This is a genomic window from Sinorhizobium kostiense, assembly GCF_017874595.1.
Classification (GTDB): Bacteria; Pseudomonadota; Alphaproteobacteria; order Rhizobiales; family Rhizobiaceae; genus Sinorhizobium; species Sinorhizobium kostiense.
On the sequence record NZ_JAGILA010000008.1, the window covers coordinates 179,875 to 201,512 of the forward strand.

A 21,638-nucleotide genomic window follows, 5' to 3' on the forward strand; every position below is an offset into this window, starting at 1 on the left:
CCGTAACGCCATTGATGTCAAGGTGGCGCGTGAAAGTGGAGATCGAAATTCGTGAAGCGTGCAAGTCAGACGAAGAGGACTACGATCTACGACCTGGCCGAAATGGCCGGGACCTCGGCAAGCGCGGTGAGCGCCGTGCTCAATGGAAACTGGAAGAAGCGCCGCATCAGCGCCCAGCTTGCAGAAAAGATCACGCGGCTCGCCGAGGAACAGGGCTATGCCTTGAACATGCAGGCGAGCGTTCTGCGCCGCGAGCGATCGAAGATCGTCGGCATGATCGTCCCGAAATACGACAACCGCTACTTCGGCTCGATCGTCGAACAGTTCGAGGCCATGGCCCGGGAGAGGGGGCTCTTCCCGATCGTCACCTGCACACGCCGGGATCCGGCGCTGGAAATCGAGGCTGCGCGCGCCATGCTCTCATACCAGGTGGACTGCCTGATCGCGACGGGAGCGACCGATCCGGATCGCATCGCCGAAATCTGTTCTGCCGCCGGCGTCCGCGCCGTGAATCTCGACTTGCCGGGTTCACGTGTCCCCTCGGTCATCTCGGACAACTTCTCCGGAGCGCTCGAGCTCACCCGGCGCGTGCTTGCGAACTGCGAGAGGGAGTTCGGCGAAAAGACGCCGCTCCTGTTCGTCGGCGGCCGCGGGACCGATCACAACACATCGGAGCGCGTGAGAGGATTCCGCACGGCCCACGCCGAAACAGGGGTGGCGGTCGACGAGACGCTGGTGCTGACCTGCGGCTATGCGCCCGAGAAGGCGGAGAGCGCCATGAAGTCGCTCGCGGCAAGGGTTGAAACGCTTCCGCGGGGCATGTTCGTCAATTCGACCATCTCGCTTGAAGGGGTCATGCGATGGATCCGACGCTCCGGCCACTATACGGACCAGGTGCCGCTCCTCGGCTGCTTCGACTGGGATCCCTTTGTGGCCATGCTCGGGGATCACATCGAAATGATCCGCCAGGATGTTCCGAGAATGCTCGACGCGGTCTTCGAGATCATTGAGTCCGGCGCGACAGACGCGAAGGTGATCCAGATTCCGCCGATCGTGGAGAAGATCGGGTAACGCGGGCGCCGCGCGTCTTTTCAGGCGCCAAAGGTCGCAGTGACTCGAGGCGCTACTCGCCGCCGCGCGCCCGCGCGATCGCCTCGATCATCGCCGCCAACTCGGCTTCCGCAGCGTCAAGACGGGATGCGTCGCGTGCCCTGATGACGATCTCGGTCGAGAAGCTGTTGCCATCGAACTTCGGGTAGGACCCGATGCTGGTCTCCGGGTGGTTCTTCTGAACCTCGGCCAAGGCGACGCCGATATCCCCTTCGCCGTAAGGCGAGCGCACCGTTCGGGAGTGGATGGGCGTGCCCGTCGCAAGACTGGGCAGAAGACCGTCGAGCATTGCCTGGAAGACCTGCGGCACTCCCGCCATCACATAGACATTGCCGATCCTGAAGCCCGGCGCGGTCGATACCGGGTTGGCGATATGCTCGGCGCCCGCCGGCATGCGCGCCATCCGCTTGCGCGCCTCCGTGAACTCGATGCCCCGCCTGGCATACATCTGACCGAGCAAGTCCATGGCCTTCGGATCATGGATGCATTCAAGCCCGAAAGCCCTTGAAATCGCATCGGCAGTGATGTCGTCATGGGTCGGGCCGATGCCGCCGGAGGTGAAGACGTGATCGTAGCGGACACGCAGCGCATTGACCGCTTCGACGATCGCTTCCTCGTCGTCGGCAACGATCCGGACCTCGCGCAGATCGATGCCGATCATCGTCAGGGCATCGGCAAGATGGCCGATGTTCTTGTCCTTCGTGCGGCCCGAGAGAAGCTCGTCGCCGATGGCAAGCATTGCGGCGGTGACGATCGTGGCATTGGTCATGGCAACTCCCGGTATATGTGGGATCGTTCAACAGGATCTCTTCACTGTTCAAGAAAGATGAACAGTCTGTCGACTGCTCGGGTTCTGGCAACAGCATGCGATTTGATAAATCCTCCCGCCCGCGGCGATCAAGCGGAATTGCCGGACACCGAAGGAGTATTACTGTTGGCTAAGGTATTGGTTCTCTACTATTCGGCTTACGGGCATATCGAGAAGATGGCCTATGCTGTGGCGGAAGGCGCAAGATCGGCCGGTGCCGATGTGGACGTGAAGCGCGTCCCGGAACTCGTGCCGGAAGATGTGGCGAAGGCTTCCCACTACAAGATCGACCAGGCCGCTCCGGTCGCGACGGTGGAGGAACTGGTGGAATACGACGCGATCATCTTCGGAGCAGGAACGCGCTACGGGACGGTCGCATCGCAATTGCGCAATTTCATCGACCAGACCGGTGGACTTTGGGCGAAGGGCAAGCTCGTCGGCAAGGTCGGCTCCGCCTTCACCTCATCGGCCACGCAGCATGGCGGCCAGGAGTCCACTATCCTCGGTCTCATTCCGACGATGATGCATCACGGCATGGTGGTCGTCGGTCTTCCTTATGCCTTCCAGGGTCAGATGGGTGTCGAGGAGGTCAAGGGCGGCTCGCCCTATGGTGCATCCACGATCACCGGCGGTGACGGGTCCCGCCAGCCGTCCGAGGTCGAACTCGACGCCGCGCGTTTCCAGGGTGCGCACGTTGCCAGGATTGCCGCAAAGCTTGCATCCTGATCGCACCGGTACAACACATGCGAGCGCGGTTCCGCCACGGAGCCGCGCTCTTTTTTTCGGCAGGGGAAAGGGCGGAGCGGTGGCGGGAAGGCATATGAGCGACACCGCTCAAACGTCCTCAGCCTTGCAGCGAAGGTGTTTCCCTCCAAAGGCGCAGCCATCGATCAAAATTGGCACAACGATAGTTAATTTGTGTTAACATTGCGCCGCCTGGCACCGTCACAGGCAAGGAGGAGCATGGGGGCCGTGCGCGCACGGCCCGGCGAGAGCGATGTGCGTCGTCTCGGGCGCACCAGGGAAGGCTGTCGCACGTGAATGCTGCACGTTCTTTTCCCGAGGTCGGATACGCCTGGGGAAGACATGGGGTGGGCAGCATTGCCCTTTGAAAGTCCACGGGAGTGAAGGATGACGCGGATCACATATTCGATCGTTCCACACGACGGAGGCTGGGCTTACATGGCGGCCGACGTATATTCGGAGCCCTTTCCCACGCGCGACATGGCACTGACGGCGGCGAGGATTGCGGCTGCCGAGCAGCAGGTCGGCGGCGACGATGAGGAAATCAGCTTCCAGGACGAGAAGGGCAACTGGCATTTCGAACATGCCGATGGAGGAGATCGACCCGAAGCAATGGTCGAGGACGGCTGAAAACTGTGTCTGGAGGGCCTGTCCGGGGAAACGCCCGGAGGGAGCCCCTTCTGTGGTGATGACGCGAGGGAGGAGTTCTATGCATTACAATGTTCAGATCTTCACTTGGACCGCGCGCCAGGGATTGCATCAGGTGGGTTCGCCCATCGAAGTTGATGCGCCCAATCCCAAGGCAGCGGCAGTGTCGCTGCTCGGGTTACGGCTCGACGACAAGGGCGACTCGTCCAAGCTCGCAGTCCGGGTCTGGCGTCGCGAGGACGCGGTGAAGGCCGACTGCGACTGTTTCTACTATCACTGAGGTTCCGAAACACACGGCGCGGCGCGCCTCAGCGCCGCGCGTCTTAGCAGACGCGCAAAGCTCGAAGCTTTGGATTGCTGGAGGTCCTTGCCCTTGAATTGAGGTCACGCAGCTGCCGCGGTTTGGCGTGTCGTCAGCGCGGCTTGCGGACGAACATTCGTATCCAAGCCCGATGCTGGCCATAAGACTCGCTTGCCCGCAGTTCCGCCTGGCGCGCTGCGATGGCGTTTGCGAAAGCCTCCTTCATCGCATCGATCGAAAGCTGCGCCTCGGCAAGTTCGTCGCGATCAGCCGGAGCTTCATTCGTCATGCCGGGCTCTTCTGTTTCGGAGAGTGACTGACGAAGGCACGTGCGGCGATCAGCAAGGGTTGCTCGTTCCGGTTTCCTGCCTGGTACGCATGAATCAGCATCCTCGCGAGTCTAAGCGATTGCGCGCACTCACGCGGCCACTGGAAATCATCGCACAAGCGATCGAACACACGTTGAAGCGTGGCGAGATCCTCGGGGAACAAGGGGGTGTCGGATGCTTGCCGTGGACGCACGCAATGACCCTCGGGCGTAATGGGGACAGTTGGCGCTTACCTTGCCAGAAACACGCATGGATTGAGCCCCTGTGGAATGAGGGGTCGTGCAGATTTTTCTGCTGAGGCATCCAAGTGGATTCATCCGACGCCGCATAAAGCTGGCAAAGCAAAACCGTGGAACGGCGGCGCGAACCCAGTTCAGCGAATACCGCTCGAACCGGCAGGAGTTTATCTTGCTTCGAACGGACCGACCAATCCGGTCGCGATAACGGTGGAAATGGACAACAGAACCTGTGCTGCGAGGACAAGTGGCCGATATAGCCCTCCGAAATGCCCATCTTCGGCATTCAGTCCTCTTGGAGGAAGCGTTGTTCTGCTCGTTCCAGCACTTTTTCTCGAAACCACTGTTGACCGGCGAGGTTTCTTCTTCGTTGTTCTTTGTGGAACCTATTCACTCCACACGAGTTTCACCTGCGGCGTGAGGAATGAAGGAGAACTTCAATGACAGATAGAGATCCGCAGATAATCAATACCGGTGGAGGCGGCAGTGGTGGCGGCTGGGCGGTCGCTGCGATCGTCGTGGTACTGGTGCTCGTCGGCGCCTTGTTCCTCTTCCGTGGCGAGATTTTCACCGGCGGCGGCGGTGGTGGCACTGACGTCGACGTGAACGCGCCAACGGTCGAGACGCCCGCCGAGGGTGGTGGCACTGACGTCGACGTGAACGCGCCAACGATCGAGACGCCCGCCGAGGGCGGTGGCGCCGAGGCTCCGGCCGGCGGAGGCACAACGCCTGCACCCGCAGGTGGCGAAGGCACGCAGCCGGCACCGGCGCAATAGCCGACGATCGGCCGCGCCTCCCGTCCGCCGATGCATTGAAACCGGGCGGATCGCATTGGCGACGGAGGCGCGCCGAGGTGGGCATCATCGCCGGCGAACCCATGCGCCGGGCTCCGCCTTGGTTATGGGGAGGAGGGCAATTGCTGCAGGTGGACGGGTGTGGTGCGGACGACGGGGATCGAACCCGTACGGGCAAGCCCGAGGGATTTTAAGTCCCTTGCGTCTACCAGTTTCGCCACGTCCGCTTGCGGCTTAAATCAGGTACTTGGACGATTCAGTCAAGGAAATGTTTTCCAGACAACTCGCGCGTTTTTCAACTGAGGTTCGCCTTGCCCAGTGGGCCAGCCCTGGATGTGCCATCGAGTTTCGAGTTTCAGATTTCAACCAGAGGATCTTCATTTGAAGCGCGGCGGAGTGAGCCGCCGCGCTCTATTGCGCCGCGTGTCTTTTCAGGTCCTCTTCGCCCGGCGACATGTTCGTCGAGCCTGATCGTTCTCACCGGTAGTTGGTGGGAACCAGTGCCGCCCTGTACCGGGGCGCCTCCACTTCCGTCCGATCGAGGGCCAGGATGCTCATCACGAGAGAGACGAGGACGAGTATCAGCGCCAGAAATGCGATGCCTGCCTTATCCATGCCCCATCATGGTCGGGTGAATGCGGACATATCGGGGCGCCGGCGGACAAGAACGTCACCGATGCTTGTCATGGTAAATTTTGCCTGAACAAAGCCAAGGCATGACGCGGGCAGGGCGGGGGGTCCTCATTCGCACGACACCGGCAATATTCAAATGTGAGAAGCGCGGCGACGGAATGACTTGTGCGGCGGTCCGGAGAGCGGCCCGCTTGCTATTCCGCCGCGATCTTGAAGGGCTGGTCGACGGTCGCGCTCTTGCCGCCATGGATGTCGTTGAAGCGGAAGCGCAGGACATAATCGCCTGCCGGGGCGCCGCCGACGTCTACTGTGAGCGTTGCGTAGATTTCCTGGTTCCTGTGATAGCCGGTGAAGGTGAAGTCGCCGAAGGCGTTACGGCTGGCCAGGACGTCGCCTTTCGGGCTCATCACGTCGAGATCGACGGTGAAGCGCGTCTCGAGCTTGCCTTCGGCACCCGCATCCCTCCAGGTGAGCCCGACGGGCTCGACATAGGAGACGAGCTTCTCGCGGGGCTTGAAGGCCGAACCCTCCTTCTCTTCGTACATCCCGTAGCCCGTAGGTGTGGCGGTCACGAACACGGCCTTGCCGATCGCGAAGGGCAGGGTCCTTAAAAAATCGCCGACGGCCCGGCGCAGCGTTTCGCGGGCGGCATCCGCGTCGCCGGAGCTTGCCTGCTGCTCGGCCTTGGCCGCCGCATCGGCCAGCGGTCCCGCTTCGACGCGAGAGCCGGACGTCATCACGCTCGCCACGACGGCGGCCGCAAGAAAGGGCAGGTGTTTTCGCATCGCGTTCCCCAGACCCGATATATTGAAAGACTTTGGGGATTTGCGGTTGCAAGTCAAGATAACCAAAAAGGGCGAGCCTGTTCGGGCTCCCGCGTCTTAAGGCGAGAAGGCCGATGCCGGCGCGGCCGTTGTGCGGTTCAAATCGATGGCCTCCGGCATGACAATGTGCGATAGCCACAGCGATCGGCAACGAACGGATGATGTCACGAGATGAGGCAGGATGTTGGACAGGCGGCAGCGGCAATGCGCGAGATTTTCCCGGCAACGCCGCTGCAGCTCAACGAGCACTTGAGTGCGCGCTACGGCGCCTCCGTGTTTCTGAAGCGAGAGGATCTATCGCCGGTGCGCTCTTACAAGATCCGCGGCGCCTTCAACTTCTTCCGCAAGGCCATCTCCGCAGGTGCGGCGGGCAAGACCTTCGTCTGCGCTTCCGCAGGAAATCACGCCCAGGGCTTTGCCTTCGTCTGCCGGCACTTCGGCGTTCCTGGCGTCGTCTTCATGCCGGTGACCACGCCGCAGCAGAAGATCGACAAGACCCGCATGTTCGGCGGCGAATTCATAAGCATCCGCCTCGTTGGCGATATCTTCGACCAGTGCTACCAGGCGGCGCGCGATCATGTCGAGGCGATCGAAGGTGTCATGGTGCCGCCTTTCGACCACGAAGACATCATAGAGGGGCAGGCGACGGTCGCGGCGGAGATTTCCGAGCAATTGCCCGAGGGTGTCGTGCCCGACCTTGTCGTCCTGCCCGTCGGCGGCGGCGGGCTCGCCGCCGGCGTAACCGGATATTTCGGGGCCAGCCTTTCTTCCGATCGCTTTCTGTTCTGCGAGCCCGCGGGCGCGCCGAGCCTCCGGCAGAGCCTCGAGGCGGGCAGCGTCGTCACGCTCGATCAGGTGGATAATTTCGTCGATGGCGCGGCCGTTGCGCGGATCGGGGATCTCAATTTCGCGGCGCTCAGCGCCTATTCGCCGGAGCAGGTACTGCTTCTGCCCGAAAATGCCATCTGTCTCACGATCACCGAGATGCTCAATGTCGAAGGGGTGGTGCTGGAGCCGGCCGGCGCGCTTTCGATAACGGCGCTGGAGACACTCGGTCGCGAAGGGCTCGAAGGCAAGACGGTGGTTGCCGTCGTTTCCGGCGGCAATTTCGATTTCGAACGCCTGCCCGATGTCAAGGAGCGGGCGATGCGGCATGCCGGGCTCAAGAAGTACTTTATCCTGCGCATGGCGCAGCGGCCGGGCGCCTTGCGCGACTTCCTCAATCTGCTCGGTGACGAAGACGATATCGCCCGCTTCGAGTATCTGAAGAAGTCGGCGCGCAATTTCGGCTCGGTGCTGATCGGCATTGAAACGAAGCACGCCGAAAACTTTCCGGTGCTGAAGCAGCGCTTCGATGCCGCCGGACTGCGATACCAGGACATCACGGAAAACGAGGTTCTTGCCAACCTCATCATCTGAGGCCCAGGCGGCCATGCGGCGCAACTTTGGCTTTGACAGCGTCCGCCGCGGCGACTAACCATAAGCCATGGCATCGTTTTTCTCGAAACTCTTCGGCTTCTCGGGTGGCTCCGAAAAAGAGGCGCAGCCTGCGGCTGGCAAGGCGGAGAACTATGCGGATTGCCTGATCCGCGCGGCGCCGATTCGCGAGGGATCGCAGTACCGGCTCGCCGGCAGCATCGAAAAGACGATGCCGGACGGCACGACCAAGGTGCGCAATTTCATTCGTGCCGATCTCTTCTCGTCCGAGCAGGATGCCATCGACTCGGCGCTCCGCAAGGGGCGGCAGATCGTCGACGAGCAGCGTTCGTCCCTCTTCTCCGACGATACGCCGACCCGGTCCGTCTGAGGTTTCCGCGGTAGAATCTCTACGGGACGCGGGGTTAACGTGATTTTTTCACGGCTTGCGTGAGGCCGGACGCCTCCATGACGGGCGCCGATTGCATCGCCGCCCGTCGCTCACCGTTTCTCAGAGCCGGATGCGAAAGCGGGCAAATCCGTCGGGGCCTTCGCCGGCATCCTCAAGGGCAACCGCCTTGACCTCGGCAAGGAACTGCCGTGCCTTCGGGCTGCTGTCGAAGACGACGCTGGTGTTCTCCATGGCCGAGAATTTCCAATTGGCGTCGGCCGACGGATTGATCGTTCCCTGCTCGATGATGTAGCGCACGATCACGTCCCGGTTGGTGTCGGGGGCGACGAAGACGACCTTGTCGGCCGCAATCTCGGGGAAATGGCCGCCGCCGCCGGCGCGGTAGTTGTTGGTCGCAACCGCGAATTTTTGCGCGGGATCGATCGGCTTGCCGTCGAATTTCAGATCGCGGATGCGTTCGGCTTCCGGGTTCACCAGGTTTCCGTCCTTGTCGAACCTGGCCGGCTGCGACAGGTCGATCTCATAGGTGACGCCGTCGATCACGTCGAAATTGTAGGACGGGAAGTCGCCATTGATCAGGCCGGCGTCCGTGGCGCCGGGCGTGATCCGGTTGAAGATGCCGGCGGACATTTCGAGCCAGTTGCGCACCTGCTGGCCGGTGATGACCACGGCCTGCACGGTGTTGGGGTAGAGATAGAGGTCGGCGACGTTCTTGATCGCAATATCGCCTGCCGGGACGTCGGTGTAATAATCGGCGCCGCCGCGACCGCCGGCCTTGAAGGGAGCGGCGGCGGAAAGCACCGGCAGGTCCTTGTGCTCGGTGTCCTTGAGCATCTCGCGGATATACCAGGTCTGCGCCTGGCTGACGATCTGTACCGAGGGGTCGTCAGCAACGAGGGCGAAGTAGGAGTAGAGCGGCGCGGAGGTCTTGCCGACGGGGGTGCGGACATAGGCAAGCGTCGCCTCGTGATCCTTCGCGGCGGCCGCCAGGACCTCGGGCTTGTCGCCGACCTCGGCGATTACCTTCTTTTCCTCCCGCCTGAAGATCGGCCGCGCCTCGCTGGTCGAGCCGACCACCCGCCAGCTGCTACCGTCGCGTTCGAGGAGCAGGTCGATCAATCCCAGATGCGAGCCCCAGAAGCCGCCCATCACGCCCGGCTTGCCGGAGATCAGTCCCTTGGCATTGTCGACGCCGGCGAGGCCTTCGAATTTCGGGCCGGGGAAATCGAGATGGCTGTGGCCGGTGACGATGGCGTCGATGCCGTCGATTGCCGCCAGTGGAACGGAGGCGTTTTCGAGGTCCTCGGCATAGGCCTCCTGGCCAATTCCGGAATGGGAGAGCGCGATCACGATGTCCGCGCCTTCCTCCCGCATCTGCGGCACCCAGGCCTCGGCCGCCTTGACGATGTCGCGGGCATTCGCCTTGCCTTCGAGGTTCTTCGCGTCCCAGGTCATGATCTGCGGCGGTACGAAACCGATCAGGCCGATGCGGATCGGGTGCTCCTGGCCGCTGCCGTCCTTGATCTTGCGGTCGAGAATGACATAGGGCTTGAGGAAGAGCGCATCCTCGCGGGGATTGGCGGCTAGCGAGCCCTTCGTCAGGTTGGCGCAGACGAGCGGGAAATCCGCGCCGTTCAAGACGTTGAACATGAAGTCCAGGCCGTAATTGAATTCGTGGTTGCCAAGCGTGCCGCAATCGTAGCCGAGCACGTTCATCGCCGCGATGACCGGATGCATGTCGCCTTCCTTCATGCCGCGCTCGTAGGCGATGTAATCCCCCATCGGATTGCCCTGCAGGAAATCGCCGTTGTCGACGAGGATGGAATTCGTCGCCTCGGCGCGGATGCCGTCGATGATCGAGGCAGTGCGAGCGAGCCCCATCGTGTCGTTCGGCTTGTCGGCGTAGTAGTCATAGGGAAAGACGTGAACGTGCAGGTCGGTCGTTTCCATGATCCGCAGATGCGCCTGGTTCGCAGCCGCGCGGGCGGAGAAGGGATGGAGCAGCGCAAGCGCCGAGGAGGCGGCCAGGCCGCCGATGAGCGCGCGGCGGGAAATCGGAAAGAGAGCGGTCGTCGAAGGCATGAGCGAATCTCCGGGGACTGACATTGTTCGGGGCGGTACGTGAGTCGCCACCCCGGAGGGCGATCTTAGTACAACTTGACCGCGTGACCATGACGGAATGTGCGGCGCCGCCACGCCCCTCAGGGTTCGATGCCGATCTCTCCGTCGAGACGCACTTTCTCGAAATCGCTGACAAGGATCTCGACGCGCACATGCCAGGTTCCCGGCAGCGGGAGGGCCGCTTGGTCGATCCGCCAGTTCGTTTCGTCGTCCCTGACCGCCGCACGCCTGAACGGCTCGATCCCGGAATCGGGTTTCGACAGGACGAGCGTCACCTCCTTGGCATCGAGTGCTGCATATTCGCCTGTGAGGATGTTGATCGATATGTCGACCGGGCCGGCACGCCCGGGCAAGACCTCTATGAGGGCCATCGCCCGGTCGGTGTGGATGTGCTCGGTCGCGGGTCGGGCCGCCATGGCCGCGAGCGTGCGCGGCGGTGGCGTGAAGCGCCAGCAAGCTGCGACGGTCAAGATCAGGAGCACGATCACCGTTTCGGCTGCGATCGACCGGATCAGCCGGTAGGTGGCGGTGGCCCCACCCGCCAGCGCTGGCACGGTCAGGTGCCAGCGGTTGAAGGCCGCGAGCAGGAACAGCCCGGCAACGAGAAGCAACTTGACGATGAGCACATTGCCATAGGCGGTTCCGACGAGCGCGCCGGGCTCGCGGACCTGAACCACGGCCAGCACGACGCCGGCGGCAACGAGCACAAGCACGACATAGGGGATGGTTGCGGAGAAGCGGCGGAGCGCGGCGGCGGCCGCCGGATCGCCTCGCTTCAGCGCGAGGCCGAGAGGGACCAGCGCTCCCACCCAGTAGGCGATCGCGATGGCGTGAAGGAAAACCGCCGTACGCATGAGCCATTGCGGCTCGGCGGTGGCCACATGTCCGCTTAGCGACAGCGCCGCGCCAACGCAGAGGAGGGCTGCGAGCGACGAAATGCGTGAGGTCCAGCCGCGAGCCAGAAGAGCCGCCGCCGCCAGGGTGAAGCCCATGATGGCAATGGCGGCAGTGCGGCCGAGGCTGGTCGCCATCGCGGTGGACCACACGGCGAATTCATTGATACGTGTCAGGCGCTCGTCGAGCGCATCGAGTCCCTGGAAGCCGAGGGAAAGAAATATGCCGAGGAGGCCCACGCCGAGCGCCGCCGCGACGGCACGGCGCCCGGTTCGAACTCCGCCAAGTAGCCAGCGCGAGGCGAATGCGCCGCCGATGCCGACGAACAGGCCGAGGTAAAGCGCCAGTTTCGAGCTGAGGACGCCGGCGCGCACGACCCAGTCGATCTGCTCCCCGGTGGAAAGCGGCACGGCGGTTGCCGCGCCGATCGAGAAAACGACCGACCCGCCGACCGGATGCCCATCCGCGGAGGTCACGCGCCAGCTCAGCACATGCGTGCCCTGGGCAAGATCGGCCGGTGCGGCGATTTCGACGGTTCGATCCTTGACCTCGAACCGGTCGAGTGGGGTCGAGGCTCCGTCCGGTCGGACCAGCTTGAGCGACAACGGCGACACCGGTTCACTGAATGTCAGCGAATAGGTCGACGGCGCCGCCGCGACGACGGCGCCGTCCCTTGGGTCGGTCGAAATGAGAGACGCGTGCGCCCATGCCACGGCAATCTGCGCGAGAAGGCCGATCAGGGCCAGCGCCGCCAGCCCTACAAGGCGAACAAGGCGTTGTGACAGAACGAGCGGCATGGGACTCTCATTCAGTTGGCGGATCGCGGATCTGCGGGACGGGAAAGCCGATCCGATCAGTGGTCGCTTTTCTTTTCAAGCAGCCTAATCGCCGGTGCCGGGTATTCGAGATCATCTCCCGACTGCCCTTCCGCCGGGATCTCGATCCAGCGCTCGGCCGCGCCATCCGGGCATTCCTGCACGACCGGCACATGGAGCAACTTTCCGACAGGCAGGCTGTCGGTCAGGAAAGCGCGAAACACGAACTCGTCATACTCGTCGTCGGCGAGGTTGCCGCCTTTCCAGACGATCTCCTTCACACCCTCGGTGGTCGGCGTGCCGTGGTAGTCGTAGGATTTCTCGTACGGCCCCTTGACCTTTTCGACTGTCCAGCCCGGCTTCGGCATCGGCTTCGCCGCAATGACGCCTTCCGGAATCTGGACCCGCACAGCGATCGTCGGCTTGCCCTCGCAGCCATGCGGCACCCGGATCACCGCCTTGTACGCGGAGCCTACCGGCGCTTCCGTGGTTTCGAGGCTCGCATGGGCGAAAGCCGCTGTCGCGCTGACGGCGATCATGGCAGTGGCGGTCATCAGCTTTTTCAACATTTCGTGTTTCCTTCGAGGTATTGCATTTCTTTTCGGTGTGCCGTGCTGGCGGATGCGCCAGCCTCGCGTGGTTGCGCGCAGGGGAGGTGCGCCAATATCGCGGACGTTCGTCGCAGGGCGTGGAACGACCTTGCTCGAGCCGAAGTCAAACGCGGTGTGGCGCTCAGGGGATGATCGCGGGCACGCCCCGTGGTGAGCCGAAAAGGCGCAATCCAGGTTCAGGAGCAAGCCGCAGGCACCACCCTTCGACTGCAGGGCGTCGAGGCACGGAGCGGTAAGCGATCAGGAAATCAGCTTTGGGGGAGCGCGGGGGTATCCGGGATAATGGCCAGCGGCACGGACCGGGGCCTCCGGCGTGCGGATTGGGCCCGCCGTGGGCGATGCGGGGATCGGCAGCACCCAGCTCGCATCCGAACTGGCAGCGAGTTGCGAGGACGCCCAGCACCCGAGCATGCAGCAATCGGTAGCATGTCCGGAGCCGCCGCCATGGTCGCCGGTATCGGAGTGGTCCGCGCTCAAGCAGAGCGGATTGCCGAATGCGTCGAGTTGCGGGGAGGCGGGCATTCCGCCAAGCGCATGGGCACCGAGAACGGTTTGCAGGACGAGCAGGCAGGCTGCGACAAGCGCCAGTCCCCATCCGTTGCGTCGTCTCAACACGATCCCGATCTCCCTTCCGGCATCCCGCGAGAATGCCGCGGACAACGGATAACTATGCGGGACCGGTACACGCTTCATTGCGCCGCATCAAGCAGGCGGGCGATTTTCCGAGCTGCTTCAGCGGCACCCCGAAAGCGTTGAAATCCTGTGGGTTAGCGTCGCCGGTGCCCTGAAAGAGGAAGCTTTATTCAAGCTTTAACCTTAAGTAACGACTGGGTTGAATCGGAAGTCGCGCATGCCAAACGCCAATCTCATGCTCTTCCTCGGTGAGGCGCTGGTTTATGTCGCGGCCATGATCGGGTTGCTCCACCTGCGTTCGCGCCTCGGGCTCGGCGTTTTCGTCGCGGCACTCGGCGTCATGCATTTCATCGAGACCTATCTCGCTGCGGTCTTTTATGTCGAGCTTCCGTTCGGGGTGATTTCTCCCGGCTCCGCCGTCCTCTTCTCCGGCAAGCTGATGATGATACTCCTGCTCTACGTGAAGGAGGATGCGGCAACCGTCCGCCAGCCGATCTATGGTCTGCTCGTCGGCAATTTCCTGACCGTCGCGCTCAGCCTGCTGCTGCGGCAGCACGATACCGTCGATATCATTCCGAACCGCGCCGCGGATATCGCCTTTATCGACGAAATGGGATGGCTGATGCTCTGGGGCACGACGCTGCTCTATTTCGATTCGATCATCATCATCCTGCTCTATGAAAAGCTGGGCCGGTGGTTCCGCCGCTTCGTAACGATCCGGTTCCTCATCAGCGGCGCGACCGTGCTGACCTTCGACCAGATCGGCTTCTACATCGCGCTTTATTTCGTCAACGGTGCGCCTGCCGACGTCTTCTGGGGCGGGTGGATGGCAAAGATGTTGGCGGCGCCTTTCTATGCTCTGGCGATCGGCTTCTATCTCAATGCCTCCCGCCATGCGTTTCTGGCGATCTCGGATCGGCCGCTGGGGGATGTCTTCAACGATCTGACCTTCCGCGAACGTTATGAGGACCTCTTGTCGCGTTCCGGACAGGACACGCTGACGGGAGCGCTCGACCGCGGCCGCTTCGAACTCGAGGGGCGACAGATGCTGTACGAGGCGGCCACGAACAACGCTCCGGTCAGCCTGATGCTCATCGACGTCGATCAGTTCAAGAGCGTGAATGACGGGTTCGGCCATATGGAAGGCGATCGCGTCCTGAAAAAACTGGTCGAGACGATAAGCGTCGGGCTTCGTCCGACGGATCGTCTGTTCCGCTATGGCGGCGAAGAATTCGTGGCGCTTTGTCCCGGTCTTGCCTACGGTGATGCGCATGCCCGTGCCGAAGATATCAGGCTCGCGGTTTCGAAAAGGGTGGCGACGTCCGACGGTCACCCGGTTACGATCAGCATCGGCCTTTCCTCGACGCGTGCCGACGGCACCGGCGTTGGCGAACTTCTGTCACAGGCCGACATTCGCCTCTACGCCGCCAAGCGTGGCGGCCGTGATCGCGTCGTCGGTCGCTAGCGCACCGGCCCGAAAATCGGAACCGACCCGCGCCGTTCATATCCCCACGTTCGGGCGGTCGATGATTTCGCGAAGCGAGAAGCTCGAATTGATCTTGACCACGTGCGGCAGCGCGGACAGCCAGTCGCGGTGGATGCGTTCGTAGTCCTCGAGGTCTTTTGCCGCCACCCGCAGGATATAGTCGTACTCCCCCGACATCAGATAGCACACCAGAACGTTCGGGCAGAGCTTCACGGCCGCCTCGAATTCGGCAAGCGTCTTGGCGAACTGGCCGGACAGCGAAATATGCACGATGACCATGATCTTGTAGTCGAGCGCCTTGTGGGCGATGCGGGCGTGATAGCCGGCGATCGTTCCGGATTTCTCGAGAATGTCGACGCGCCGGGAGCAGGCGGAAGGCGACAGGCCCACCTTGGCGGCAAGATCCGCATTTGAGATCCGACCGTTCTGCTGCAGGATGCGTAGAATCGAACGATCAATGGCATCAAGCTCGCTCATTGGTGATTTCCATCAACGTGATAGGTGTTTGCGCAAGGATACACGAAATCAATGCGCGGTTGGGTGCGTCTTTGCAAGGACATTCGCGGCGTCATCTGTTTTGCTGAGCTTCTGGTTGAAACGCGGCGAAGGCCACAGACAGGAGAGGAACGCAAGGATGCGTGTCGGTTGCCCGAAGGAAATCAAAAACCATGAATACCGTGTCGGCCTGACGCCCGGATCGGTCCGTGAATATGTCGCCCATGGTCATGAGGTCATCGTCGAGACCAAGGCCGGGGTGGGGATCGGGGCCGATGACGACGCCTACCGCGCCGCCGGCGCGAGGATCGTCCCTACGGCCAAGGAAGTGTTCGGGAAATCGGACATGGTCGTCAAGGTCAAGGAGCCGCAACCCTCCGAATGGGCGCAGTTGCGCGAGGGCCAGATTCTTTACACCTATCTTCATCTGGCGCCTGATCCCGATCAGACGCGCGGACTCCTGAACTCGGGCGTCGCCGCGGTCGCCTACGAGACGGTCACGGATGAACGCGGCGGCCTGCCGCTGCTCGCGCCGATGTCCGAAGTCGCGGGCAGGCTTGCCATCCAGGCGGGCGCGACCTCATTGCAAAAGGCAAATGGCGGCCGGGGCATTCTGCTCGGCGGCGTTCCCGGCGTGCTGCCGGCAAAGGTCGCCATTATCGGCGGCGGCGTCGTCGGCCTGAATGCGGCGAAGATGGCGATCGGCCTCGGTGCCGACGTTTCTATCCTCGACCGGTCGATCCCGCGGCTCCGTCAACTCGACGACATTTTCAACGGTCGCGTTCATACCCGCTACTCGACGATCGATGCGCTCGAGGAGGAGGTGTTCTCGGCGGATCTGGTGGTGGGCGCCGTGCTCATTCCGGGTGCCGCCGCGCCGAAGCTCGTCACTCGGGAGATGCTGTCGGGAATGAAAAAGGGCTCCGTCGTGGTTGACGTCGCGATCGACCAGGGCGGTTGCTTCGAAACCTCGCATGCCACGACGCATTCGGAGCCGACCTACGAGGTGGATGGGATAGTGCACTACTGCGTCGCCAACATGCCGGGCGCCGTGCCGATCACCTCGACCAACGCACTCAACAACGCGACCCTCCAATACGGCCTGCAACTCGCCGACCGCGGCCTTCAGGCGATCGCCGAGGACCGGCACCTGCGCGCGGGTCTGAACGTGCACAGGGGTCGAGTGACGAATGCGGCCGTCGCCGAGGCGCTTGGCTACGATGCTTTCACGCCCGAGGCGGTGCTCAACGTCGCCTAGCGCATCGGTCCGAGGATCGGACCGATTTTTTGGAGAGCTCGCTGCGCAAAGAGGCACGACCCTGCGCGTCCGATAAGCAGCGCTTTAGAAAAATCGAACCGGCCCGCCGATCCTGCGGCGGGCCATTCAGGCTGCATATGGCGCTCTGCCGCGCTCATAAGACCCGCATTTCGATGCGGCACTGGTAGCAATTGTATTTGGCCGACCGCACATGGACGAAGGCGACATCGGGGCGCGTCAGCAATTCTTCGGCGCGCTCCTCGATCCTTGCCTGCGGAACGACCCCTCCGGTCCCGTAAACGATGCGTTCGTCCGCCCCGTATCCCCGCAGGAGATATTCGGTGCTGGCGGTCAGGATGGCCGGCCTTGCGTTCCCGTCCGGGGCGGGGCATTTGTCTGCATGCAGGAAGATCGGTCCGGTTTCGGCGTAAGGCTGGGCGGATGAAAAAGGCCGATATGCCAGGACCAGATAGGGCTCGCCATGCTCGACGTTGCGAAGGCAATGCCGACACGGCACGCCGTCACCGTCCGAAATGTTCTGCTCGGGCCGGTTGCCATAGGCGTCGTGGCCGCCCTGTTGCAGCTGCTCCGCCACGTCGTCGGGCATCGCGATATAGCGCAAAGTCATCGGACATCTCCTCGTAAGTCTTTGAAACTGCTGATCGCGCTTTCCGTAGATCGATTCCGATCTTCGGGTCGGTGCGGCAGAAGCCGTCGAGGAAAAATGCGCCTTCGCGCGGGGTCACGACACCCGAAACTTGCCGCGTGCCTGAAATGGGCACGGCGGCGCGATTGTCACGGCATCTGGGCGCCGGAAACCGCAACATAGATCGCGTACAGCGACGTCGTTGCGGTGATGAAGAGACGGTTACGGCGCCGACCGCCGAAGGTGAGATTCGCAACCGTCTGTGGCACCAGGATCTTGCCGATGAGCCTGCCGTCCGGCGCGAAGCAGTGGACGCCGTCACCGGCGCTCGACCAGAGATTTCCGGCCAGGTCGGTCCGGATGCCATCGGGAATGCCGTTGTCGATCGTCGCGAAGACACGTTCGTCGGCAGGCCGGCCATCGATGATGTCGAAGGCACGGATATGTCTTGGCAGATTGTCATCGTGACTGGCGCCCGAGTCCGCAACATAGAGCGTCTTTTCGTCGGGCGAGAAGGCAAGGCCGTTGGGCTGGTTGAAGTCGGTGACCACGGCGTCGAGTGCGCCGGTCCGAGGATCCAGCCGATAGACGTTCCGGCACGGCTGCTCGGGCTCGGCGCGGTAGCCCTCATAGTCTGAAAGGATGCCGTAGGTCGGGTCGGTGAACCAGATCGTGCCGTCGGCCTGGACGACGACGTCGTTGGGCGAATTGAGCCGCTTTCCCCGGTAGCTTTCAACGAGCGTCGTAATCGAGCCGTCGATCTCGGTGCGGGTGACCCGCCGCGTTCCGTGCTCGCAGGAGATCAACCGACCCTGCCGGTCGCGGGTGTGACCATTGGCGAAATTCGATGGCTGTCTGAAGAGCGAGACGCCGCCTTCCGGGGTCCAGCGCAGCATGCGCTCGTTCGGAATGTCGCTCCAGATCAACTGGTTGGCATCGCTGAACCAGACCGGCCCCTCCGCCCAACGGCAGCCGGTATAGAGTTCCTCGAGGCGCGCGCTGCCGACGATGAGATGGGTGAAGCGCGGGTCGTGAATCTCGTAGATGGAGTCTCTGGCCATGTGATCCGCCTTCGTACTTAGCGCGCCCCCGGCTGCCGCCCGCCTGCGAGCATGATGACGCTGATGATGATGAGCCCGGTCATGATCAGGCGGAAGCCTGCGCCGAGGCCGTAGGTGTTAAGCATGGAGACGACCAGGAACATGAAGAGCGAAGCGCCCCAGATGCCCGGTACGTTCGAGTCGCCGCCGGCCACCGCAGTGCCGCCGAGAACCACGACGGCGATCGACATGAGGAGGTATTCCGTGCCCATGTTGAGTGCCGCGCCGCCCGAGAAGCAGGCGAGGAGATAGCCCGCGAGCGAAGCGAGCACGGCGCAGAACACGTAAGTGATGAAACGGATACCGTCGACGGGAATGCCGGCCATGCGCGCTGCCGGGGTGCTCTGCCCGATCGCGGAGATCCAGCGCCCGTAAATGGTCTTTTCGAGCAGGAACCAGGCGATGACGGAAATCACCAGCGCCACAAGGGAAACATTGGGCACGCCGAGCGTCGTGGATGTCGTGAAGTCCGCGAGGAAGCTCGGTGGTTTGATGCGCAGGCCACGATTGGTCCAGATCGCCGCCGACTGGACGATGAAGCTCATCGACAGGGTCGCGATGATCGGCGGGATGCGCAGGGCCTTGATGAGTGCGTAGTTCGTAATGCCGACGGCGATCCCGATCAGGATTGCCGTTATCAGCCCCGGCAGGATCATGGCGTTGTCCACGTCCATGAGCTTGAGCGCGACTGTGCCTGCGAGCGTCATCGTGGCGGGAACCGACAGGTCGATGTTACCGGGACCAAGCGTGATGACGAACATCTGGCCGATGCCGACGATGATCGAGAAAGCGGCGAAGGTCAGCGCCGCCTGGGAGAGGCCGAGAGTGCTTGCGCCGCCTGTCACCATGATCGTCGCGAACCAGACCAGGAAGGCCGCGAACCACGACCATATCCAGGGCGCTCGCGAAATTCGGTCCACCATCCTCATCGCCGCTTATCCCGATTTTCCAGCCTGTTGAGCAGGAGACGCAAAGCGAGGACGATGATCAGGATGGCGCCCTGTGCGCCGATCTGCCAATCGGGCGAAATGCGCAAAAAGGAAAGGAACGAGCCGGCAAGCGTCAGCGTAAGTGCGCCGATGACGGCGCCGATCGGAGAAATGCGCCCGCCGATGAACTCGCCGCCTCCGAGGATCACGCCTGCGATCGAGAGCAGCGTATATCGAAGCGCGATGTTTGCGTCGGCCGAGGTGGTCAGGCCGACCAGCGAAATACCGGCAAGGACCGCAAAGACGCCGGCCAGCGCATAGGCAGCAGCGCGCGCGGCAAGGACGGACCAGCCGGCCCGCTCGACCGAGCGCTGGTTGCCGCCGACACCGCGGATGAGCACGCCGAGCGAGGAGCGCATGACGATGAAATGCGCGACGACAGCAATGACGACGCTCGCGACGATCGCCATCGGAGCGACAGGCGGTTTCATCGTCATCACCGTGCGCACCCATTCCGGCGCTTGTCCGCCTGGCGCCGGCAGCAAGAGAACGGCGAGCCCTGCCCAAACGAAACTCATGCCGAGCGAGACCACGATCGACGGCAGGTTGCGCAGATGAATGACGACGCCAAGCATTGCGTAGACGGCGACTGCCCCGGCAAGGATCAGCACACCGAAAAACGGCTCCTCACTCAAGAAGGTCGCTGTCACGCAGGCAACGAAGCTGACGAAGGTGCCCATCGCGAGATCGAGGTCGTTGACCGACATGATGAGCATTTGAGCGATCGTTGCGAGCGCGATCGGAACGGCGAGATTGAAGAGCAGGTTGAGGCCGATATAGCTCATCGCCCGCGGCTGCAGCCAAAACACGGCGCCGAGGAGGATGGCGAGCGAAAGGGCAGGGATCGCCAGCCGGATCGCATCGGCGGAAACCGTGCGTCTCATGCGGCCACCCCTGTGAAGGAAGAGGCAAGGATGTTCTCCTCGGTTACTGCGTCTCCAGCGAGTTCTGCAACGATCGCCCCCTCGCGAAAGACGTATACGCGGTCGCAGAGGCAGACTTCCTCCATTTCGGTCGAATACCAGACGAAGGTCCGGCCGTGCGCGGCCTCCTGCCGGATGATCTCATAGACCTCCTGCTTCGTGCCGACGTCGACGCCGCGCATCGGATCGTCCATCAGTACCACTGGCGCGCGCGTGGCGAGTGCCCTGGCGAACAAGACCTTCTGCTGGTTGCCACCTGAAAGCGACAGCATGCGGTTGGCCATGTTCGGCGTGCGGATTTCGATGCGCTGCTTCCATTCCCCGGCCCGTTGCACCTCGGCGTCCGCATTGACGACGCCGCGCGACGCAAGATCGCCGAGCGAGGCGACGGAGAAGTTTTTCAGGATGCTCCAAAGTTCGAAGACGCCGTTCAGGCGACGGTCCCCTGCGACGAAGGTGACCGCGGGGTCGCGGCGCGGCAGCCAATCGGCGCCGCTCGACGCATGCAGTTTCATCAGCATGTCCGTCTGGCCATGTCCGGCGAGCCCGGCAAGACCGACGATTTCGCCGCGTTTCGCCCGGAAGGGAATGCCATGGCCGATCTGTTCGACGACCACGGGCGCTTCGGCAAGATCGCGTATGGCACGACGATGCGCTTCGCCTTTGACGACGCTTCCCATGGCTTCGACCAGGCCGTTCTCCGTCCAGGCTTCGGCAGGTCTTTCGGCGACGATGCGTCCATCTTTCATGACCACGATCCGGCTCGCCGTCGTGATGATCTCGTGGAGGATGTGGGAAATCAGAATGACCGAGCCGCCGCTCGCGACAAAGCGCAGGACATGGGCAAGCATCTGCTCCGCAAGGCTCGCGTCGAGCGAGGACGTCGGTTCGTCCAAAATGATGAGCCGGGGCGGAATGCCGCCGTCGGAAAAGGCCATGGCGATCTCGACCATCTGCCGCTCGGCAATCGAGAGGTCGCCAACGATCCTGTCGCTGGCGATGCCATGGCCGGGAAACATCGTATCGAGGCTCCGCTCGATGACCTGTTTCGCCCGTTTGCGCCACCCTAAGCCGCCAAGATGGCGGTGCAGGATACGGGTATTTTCAAGGACGGTGAGGTTGGGGCAAAGCGATAGTTCCTGGAAGACGCAGCGCACTCCGCGGGCGCGGGCGGCATTGATGCCAAAGCGCGCGATCAACTCACCTTCGCCTAAAATGGTGCCCTGGTGTGGCGACAGACCGCCATTGATGACGCTGACGATCGTCGATTTGCCGGCGCCGTTGTGGCCGACGAGGCCTACGCATTCGCCGGGCATGATGGCAAGACTGACCCCGTCGAGTGCCTTGACGGCTCCGAAACTCACCTTGACATCGGCAACGTCGATTATCGCCTTCGGCATTCTGTCCGTCAT

Annotated in this window: 23 protein-coding genes and 1 tRNA gene; 9 read left to right on the top strand and 15 right to left on the bottom strand. The window is 62.7% G+C overall.

What is annotated here, in order from left to right:
• Nucleotides 1-51 precede the first annotated feature (51 nt).
• Nucleotides 52-1,071: a LacI family DNA-binding transcriptional regulator gene (locus J2Z31_RS24315; RefSeq protein ID WP_209605505.1), complete on the top strand. Its 1,020-nt coding sequence runs from the start codon at nt 52-54 to the stop codon at nt 1,069-1,071.
• Between the two features lie 52 nt (nt 1,072-1,123).
• Here J2Z31_RS24315 and J2Z31_RS24320 read toward each other — a convergent pair whose 3' ends face one another.
• Nucleotides 1,124-1,879, bottom strand: a complete 756-nt coding sequence (locus J2Z31_RS24320; RefSeq protein WP_209605508.1) for a competence/damage-inducible protein A — start codon at nt 1,877-1,879, stop codon at nt 1,124-1,126.
• A 165-nt stretch (nt 1,880-2,044) separates the two neighbouring features.
• On the opposite strand from J2Z31_RS24320, the gene wrbA reads away from it, so the two are divergent.
• The 3 genes from wrbA to J2Z31_RS24335 all read left to right on the top strand — a co-directional run bounded on the left by wrbA (nt 2,045) and on the right by J2Z31_RS24335 (nt 3,590).
• Nucleotides 2,045-2,644, top strand: a complete 600-nt coding sequence (gene wrbA / locus J2Z31_RS24325) for an NAD(P)H:quinone oxidoreductase type IV (protein ID WP_209605509.1) — start codon at nt 2,045-2,047, stop codon at nt 2,642-2,644.
• Between the two features lie 405 nt (nt 2,645-3,049).
• A complete protein-coding gene (locus tag J2Z31_RS24330) occupies nt 3,050-3,292 on the top strand; it encodes a DUF2188 domain-containing protein (RefSeq protein ID WP_209605511.1) in 243 nt (80 codons plus the stop codon).
• 79 nt (nt 3,293-3,371) lie between these two features.
• Entirely contained in the window at nt 3,372-3,590 is a 219-nt protein-coding gene (locus J2Z31_RS24335; RefSeq protein WP_209605513.1) for a hypothetical protein, read from the top strand.
• Between the two features lie 133 nt (nt 3,591-3,723).
• Here J2Z31_RS24335 and J2Z31_RS24340 read toward each other — a convergent pair whose 3' ends face one another.
• A complete protein-coding gene (locus J2Z31_RS24340; RefSeq protein WP_209605515.1) occupies nt 3,724-3,900 on the bottom strand; it encodes a hypothetical protein in 177 nt (58 codons plus the stop codon).
• A gap of 716 nt (nt 3,901-4,616) precedes the next feature.
• Here J2Z31_RS24340 and J2Z31_RS24345 point away from each other — a divergent pair.
• A complete protein-coding gene (locus J2Z31_RS24345) occupies nt 4,617-4,952 on the top strand; it encodes a hypothetical protein (protein WP_209605517.1) in 336 nt (111 codons plus the stop codon).
• A gap of 160 nt (nt 4,953-5,112) precedes the next feature.
• Here the strand turns inward: J2Z31_RS24345 and J2Z31_RS24350 are convergent.
• The 3 genes from J2Z31_RS24350 to J2Z31_RS24360 all read right to left on the bottom strand — a co-directional run bounded on the left by J2Z31_RS24350 (nt 5,113) and on the right by J2Z31_RS24360 (nt 6,388).
• A tRNA-Leu gene (locus tag J2Z31_RS24350) sits at nt 5,113-5,197 on the bottom strand.
• A gap of 250 nt (nt 5,198-5,447) precedes the next feature.
• Nucleotides 5,448-5,585, bottom strand: a complete 138-nt coding sequence (locus J2Z31_RS24355; RefSeq protein ID WP_209605519.1) for a hypothetical protein — start codon at nt 5,583-5,585, stop codon at nt 5,448-5,450.
• A 212-nt stretch (nt 5,586-5,797) separates the two neighbouring features.
• Nucleotides 5,798-6,388: a hypothetical protein gene (locus J2Z31_RS24360; RefSeq protein WP_209605521.1), complete on the bottom strand. Its 591-nt coding sequence runs from the start codon at nt 6,386-6,388 to the stop codon at nt 5,798-5,800.
• 210 nt (nt 6,389-6,598) lie between these two features.
• Between J2Z31_RS24360 and ilvA the strand changes: the two genes are divergently transcribed.
• Both ilvA and J2Z31_RS24370 read left to right on the top strand, forming a co-directional pair.
• Nucleotides 6,599-7,846 (top strand): threonine ammonia-lyase, encoded by a 1,248-nt coding sequence (gene ilvA / locus J2Z31_RS24365; RefSeq protein ID WP_209605523.1) that lies wholly within the window; start codon nt 6,599-6,601, stop codon nt 7,844-7,846.
• A 67-nt stretch (nt 7,847-7,913) separates the two neighbouring features.
• Nucleotides 7,914-8,234, top strand: coding sequence for an HlyU family transcriptional regulator (locus tag J2Z31_RS24370; protein ID WP_209605524.1), 321 nt, complete (start codon nt 7,914-7,916; stop codon nt 8,232-8,234).
• A gap of 120 nt (nt 8,235-8,354) precedes the next feature.
• Here J2Z31_RS24370 and J2Z31_RS24375 read toward each other — a convergent pair whose 3' ends face one another.
• The 4 genes from J2Z31_RS24375 to J2Z31_RS24390 all read right to left on the bottom strand — a co-directional run bounded on the left by J2Z31_RS24375 (nt 8,355) and on the right by J2Z31_RS24390 (nt 13,311).
• Complete coding sequence (locus J2Z31_RS24375) at nt 8,355-10,337, bottom strand: bifunctional 2',3'-cyclic-nucleotide 2'-phosphodiesterase/3'-nucleotidase (RefSeq protein WP_209605526.1); 1,983 nt, start codon at nt 10,335-10,337, stop codon at nt 8,355-8,357.
• Between the two features lie 119 nt (nt 10,338-10,456).
• Entirely contained in the window at nt 10,457-12,067 is a 1,611-nt protein-coding gene (locus J2Z31_RS24380; RefSeq protein WP_209605528.1) for a copper resistance CopC/CopD family protein, read from the bottom strand.
• Nucleotides 12,068-12,123: 56 nt separating this feature from the next.
• Nucleotides 12,124-12,654 (bottom strand): YcnI family copper-binding membrane protein, encoded by a 531-nt coding sequence (locus tag J2Z31_RS24385; RefSeq protein ID WP_209605530.1) that lies wholly within the window; start codon nt 12,652-12,654, stop codon nt 12,124-12,126.
• Between the two features lie 282 nt (nt 12,655-12,936).
• Nucleotides 12,937-13,311 carry a DUF2946 family protein gene (locus J2Z31_RS24390; protein ID WP_328243638.1) on the bottom strand — a complete coding sequence of 125 codons (375 nt, stop codon included), beginning with the start codon at nt 13,309-13,311 and terminating at the stop codon, nt 12,937-12,939.
• A 235-nt stretch (nt 13,312-13,546) separates the two neighbouring features.
• On the opposite strand from J2Z31_RS24390, the gene J2Z31_RS24395 reads away from it, so the two are divergent.
• Nucleotides 13,547-14,794, top strand: coding sequence for a GGDEF domain-containing protein (locus J2Z31_RS24395; RefSeq protein WP_209605532.1), 1,248 nt, complete (start codon nt 13,547-13,549; stop codon nt 14,792-14,794).
• Between the two features lie 36 nt (nt 14,795-14,830).
• Here J2Z31_RS24395 and J2Z31_RS24400 read toward each other — a convergent pair whose 3' ends face one another.
• Nucleotides 14,831-15,292, bottom strand: a complete 462-nt coding sequence (locus J2Z31_RS24400) for an Lrp/AsnC family transcriptional regulator (RefSeq protein ID WP_209605534.1) — start codon at nt 15,290-15,292, stop codon at nt 14,831-14,833.
• A gap of 157 nt (nt 15,293-15,449) precedes the next feature.
• On the opposite strand from J2Z31_RS24400, the gene ald reads away from it, so the two are divergent.
• Nucleotides 15,450-16,568, top strand: coding sequence for an alanine dehydrogenase (ald, locus tag J2Z31_RS24405; protein WP_209605536.1), 1,119 nt, complete (start codon nt 15,450-15,452; stop codon nt 16,566-16,568).
• A gap of 154 nt (nt 16,569-16,722) precedes the next feature.
• On the opposite strand, the gene J2Z31_RS24410 is transcribed toward ald, so the two are convergent.
• From J2Z31_RS24410 to J2Z31_RS24430, 5 genes are all read right to left on the bottom strand, one after another.
• Entirely contained in the window at nt 16,723-17,196 is a 474-nt protein-coding gene (locus tag J2Z31_RS24410; protein WP_209605538.1) for a DUF1203 domain-containing protein, read from the bottom strand.
• Between the two features lie 167 nt (nt 17,197-17,363).
• Nucleotides 17,364-18,275 carry an SMP-30/gluconolactonase/LRE family protein gene (locus J2Z31_RS24415; RefSeq protein ID WP_209605540.1) on the bottom strand — a complete coding sequence of 304 codons (912 nt, stop codon included), beginning with the start codon at nt 18,273-18,275 and terminating at the stop codon, nt 17,364-17,366.
• A 17-nt stretch (nt 18,276-18,292) separates the two neighbouring features.
• On the bottom strand, nt 18,293-19,243 hold the full coding sequence (locus J2Z31_RS24420) for an ABC transporter permease (RefSeq protein WP_209605542.1): 951 nt from the start codon (nt 19,241-19,243) through the stop codon (nt 18,293-18,295).
• On the bottom strand, nt 19,240-20,187 hold the full coding sequence (locus J2Z31_RS24425) for an ABC transporter permease (protein ID WP_209605544.1): 948 nt from the start codon (nt 20,185-20,187) through the stop codon (nt 19,240-19,242). The genes J2Z31_RS24420 and J2Z31_RS24425 overlap by 4 nt, the downstream gene beginning before the upstream one ends.
• Complete coding sequence (locus J2Z31_RS24430; protein WP_234939633.1) at nt 20,184-21,638, bottom strand: sugar ABC transporter ATP-binding protein; 1,455 nt, start codon at nt 21,636-21,638, stop codon at nt 20,184-20,186. Before J2Z31_RS24430 ends, J2Z31_RS24425 begins: the two co-directional genes overlap by 4 nt.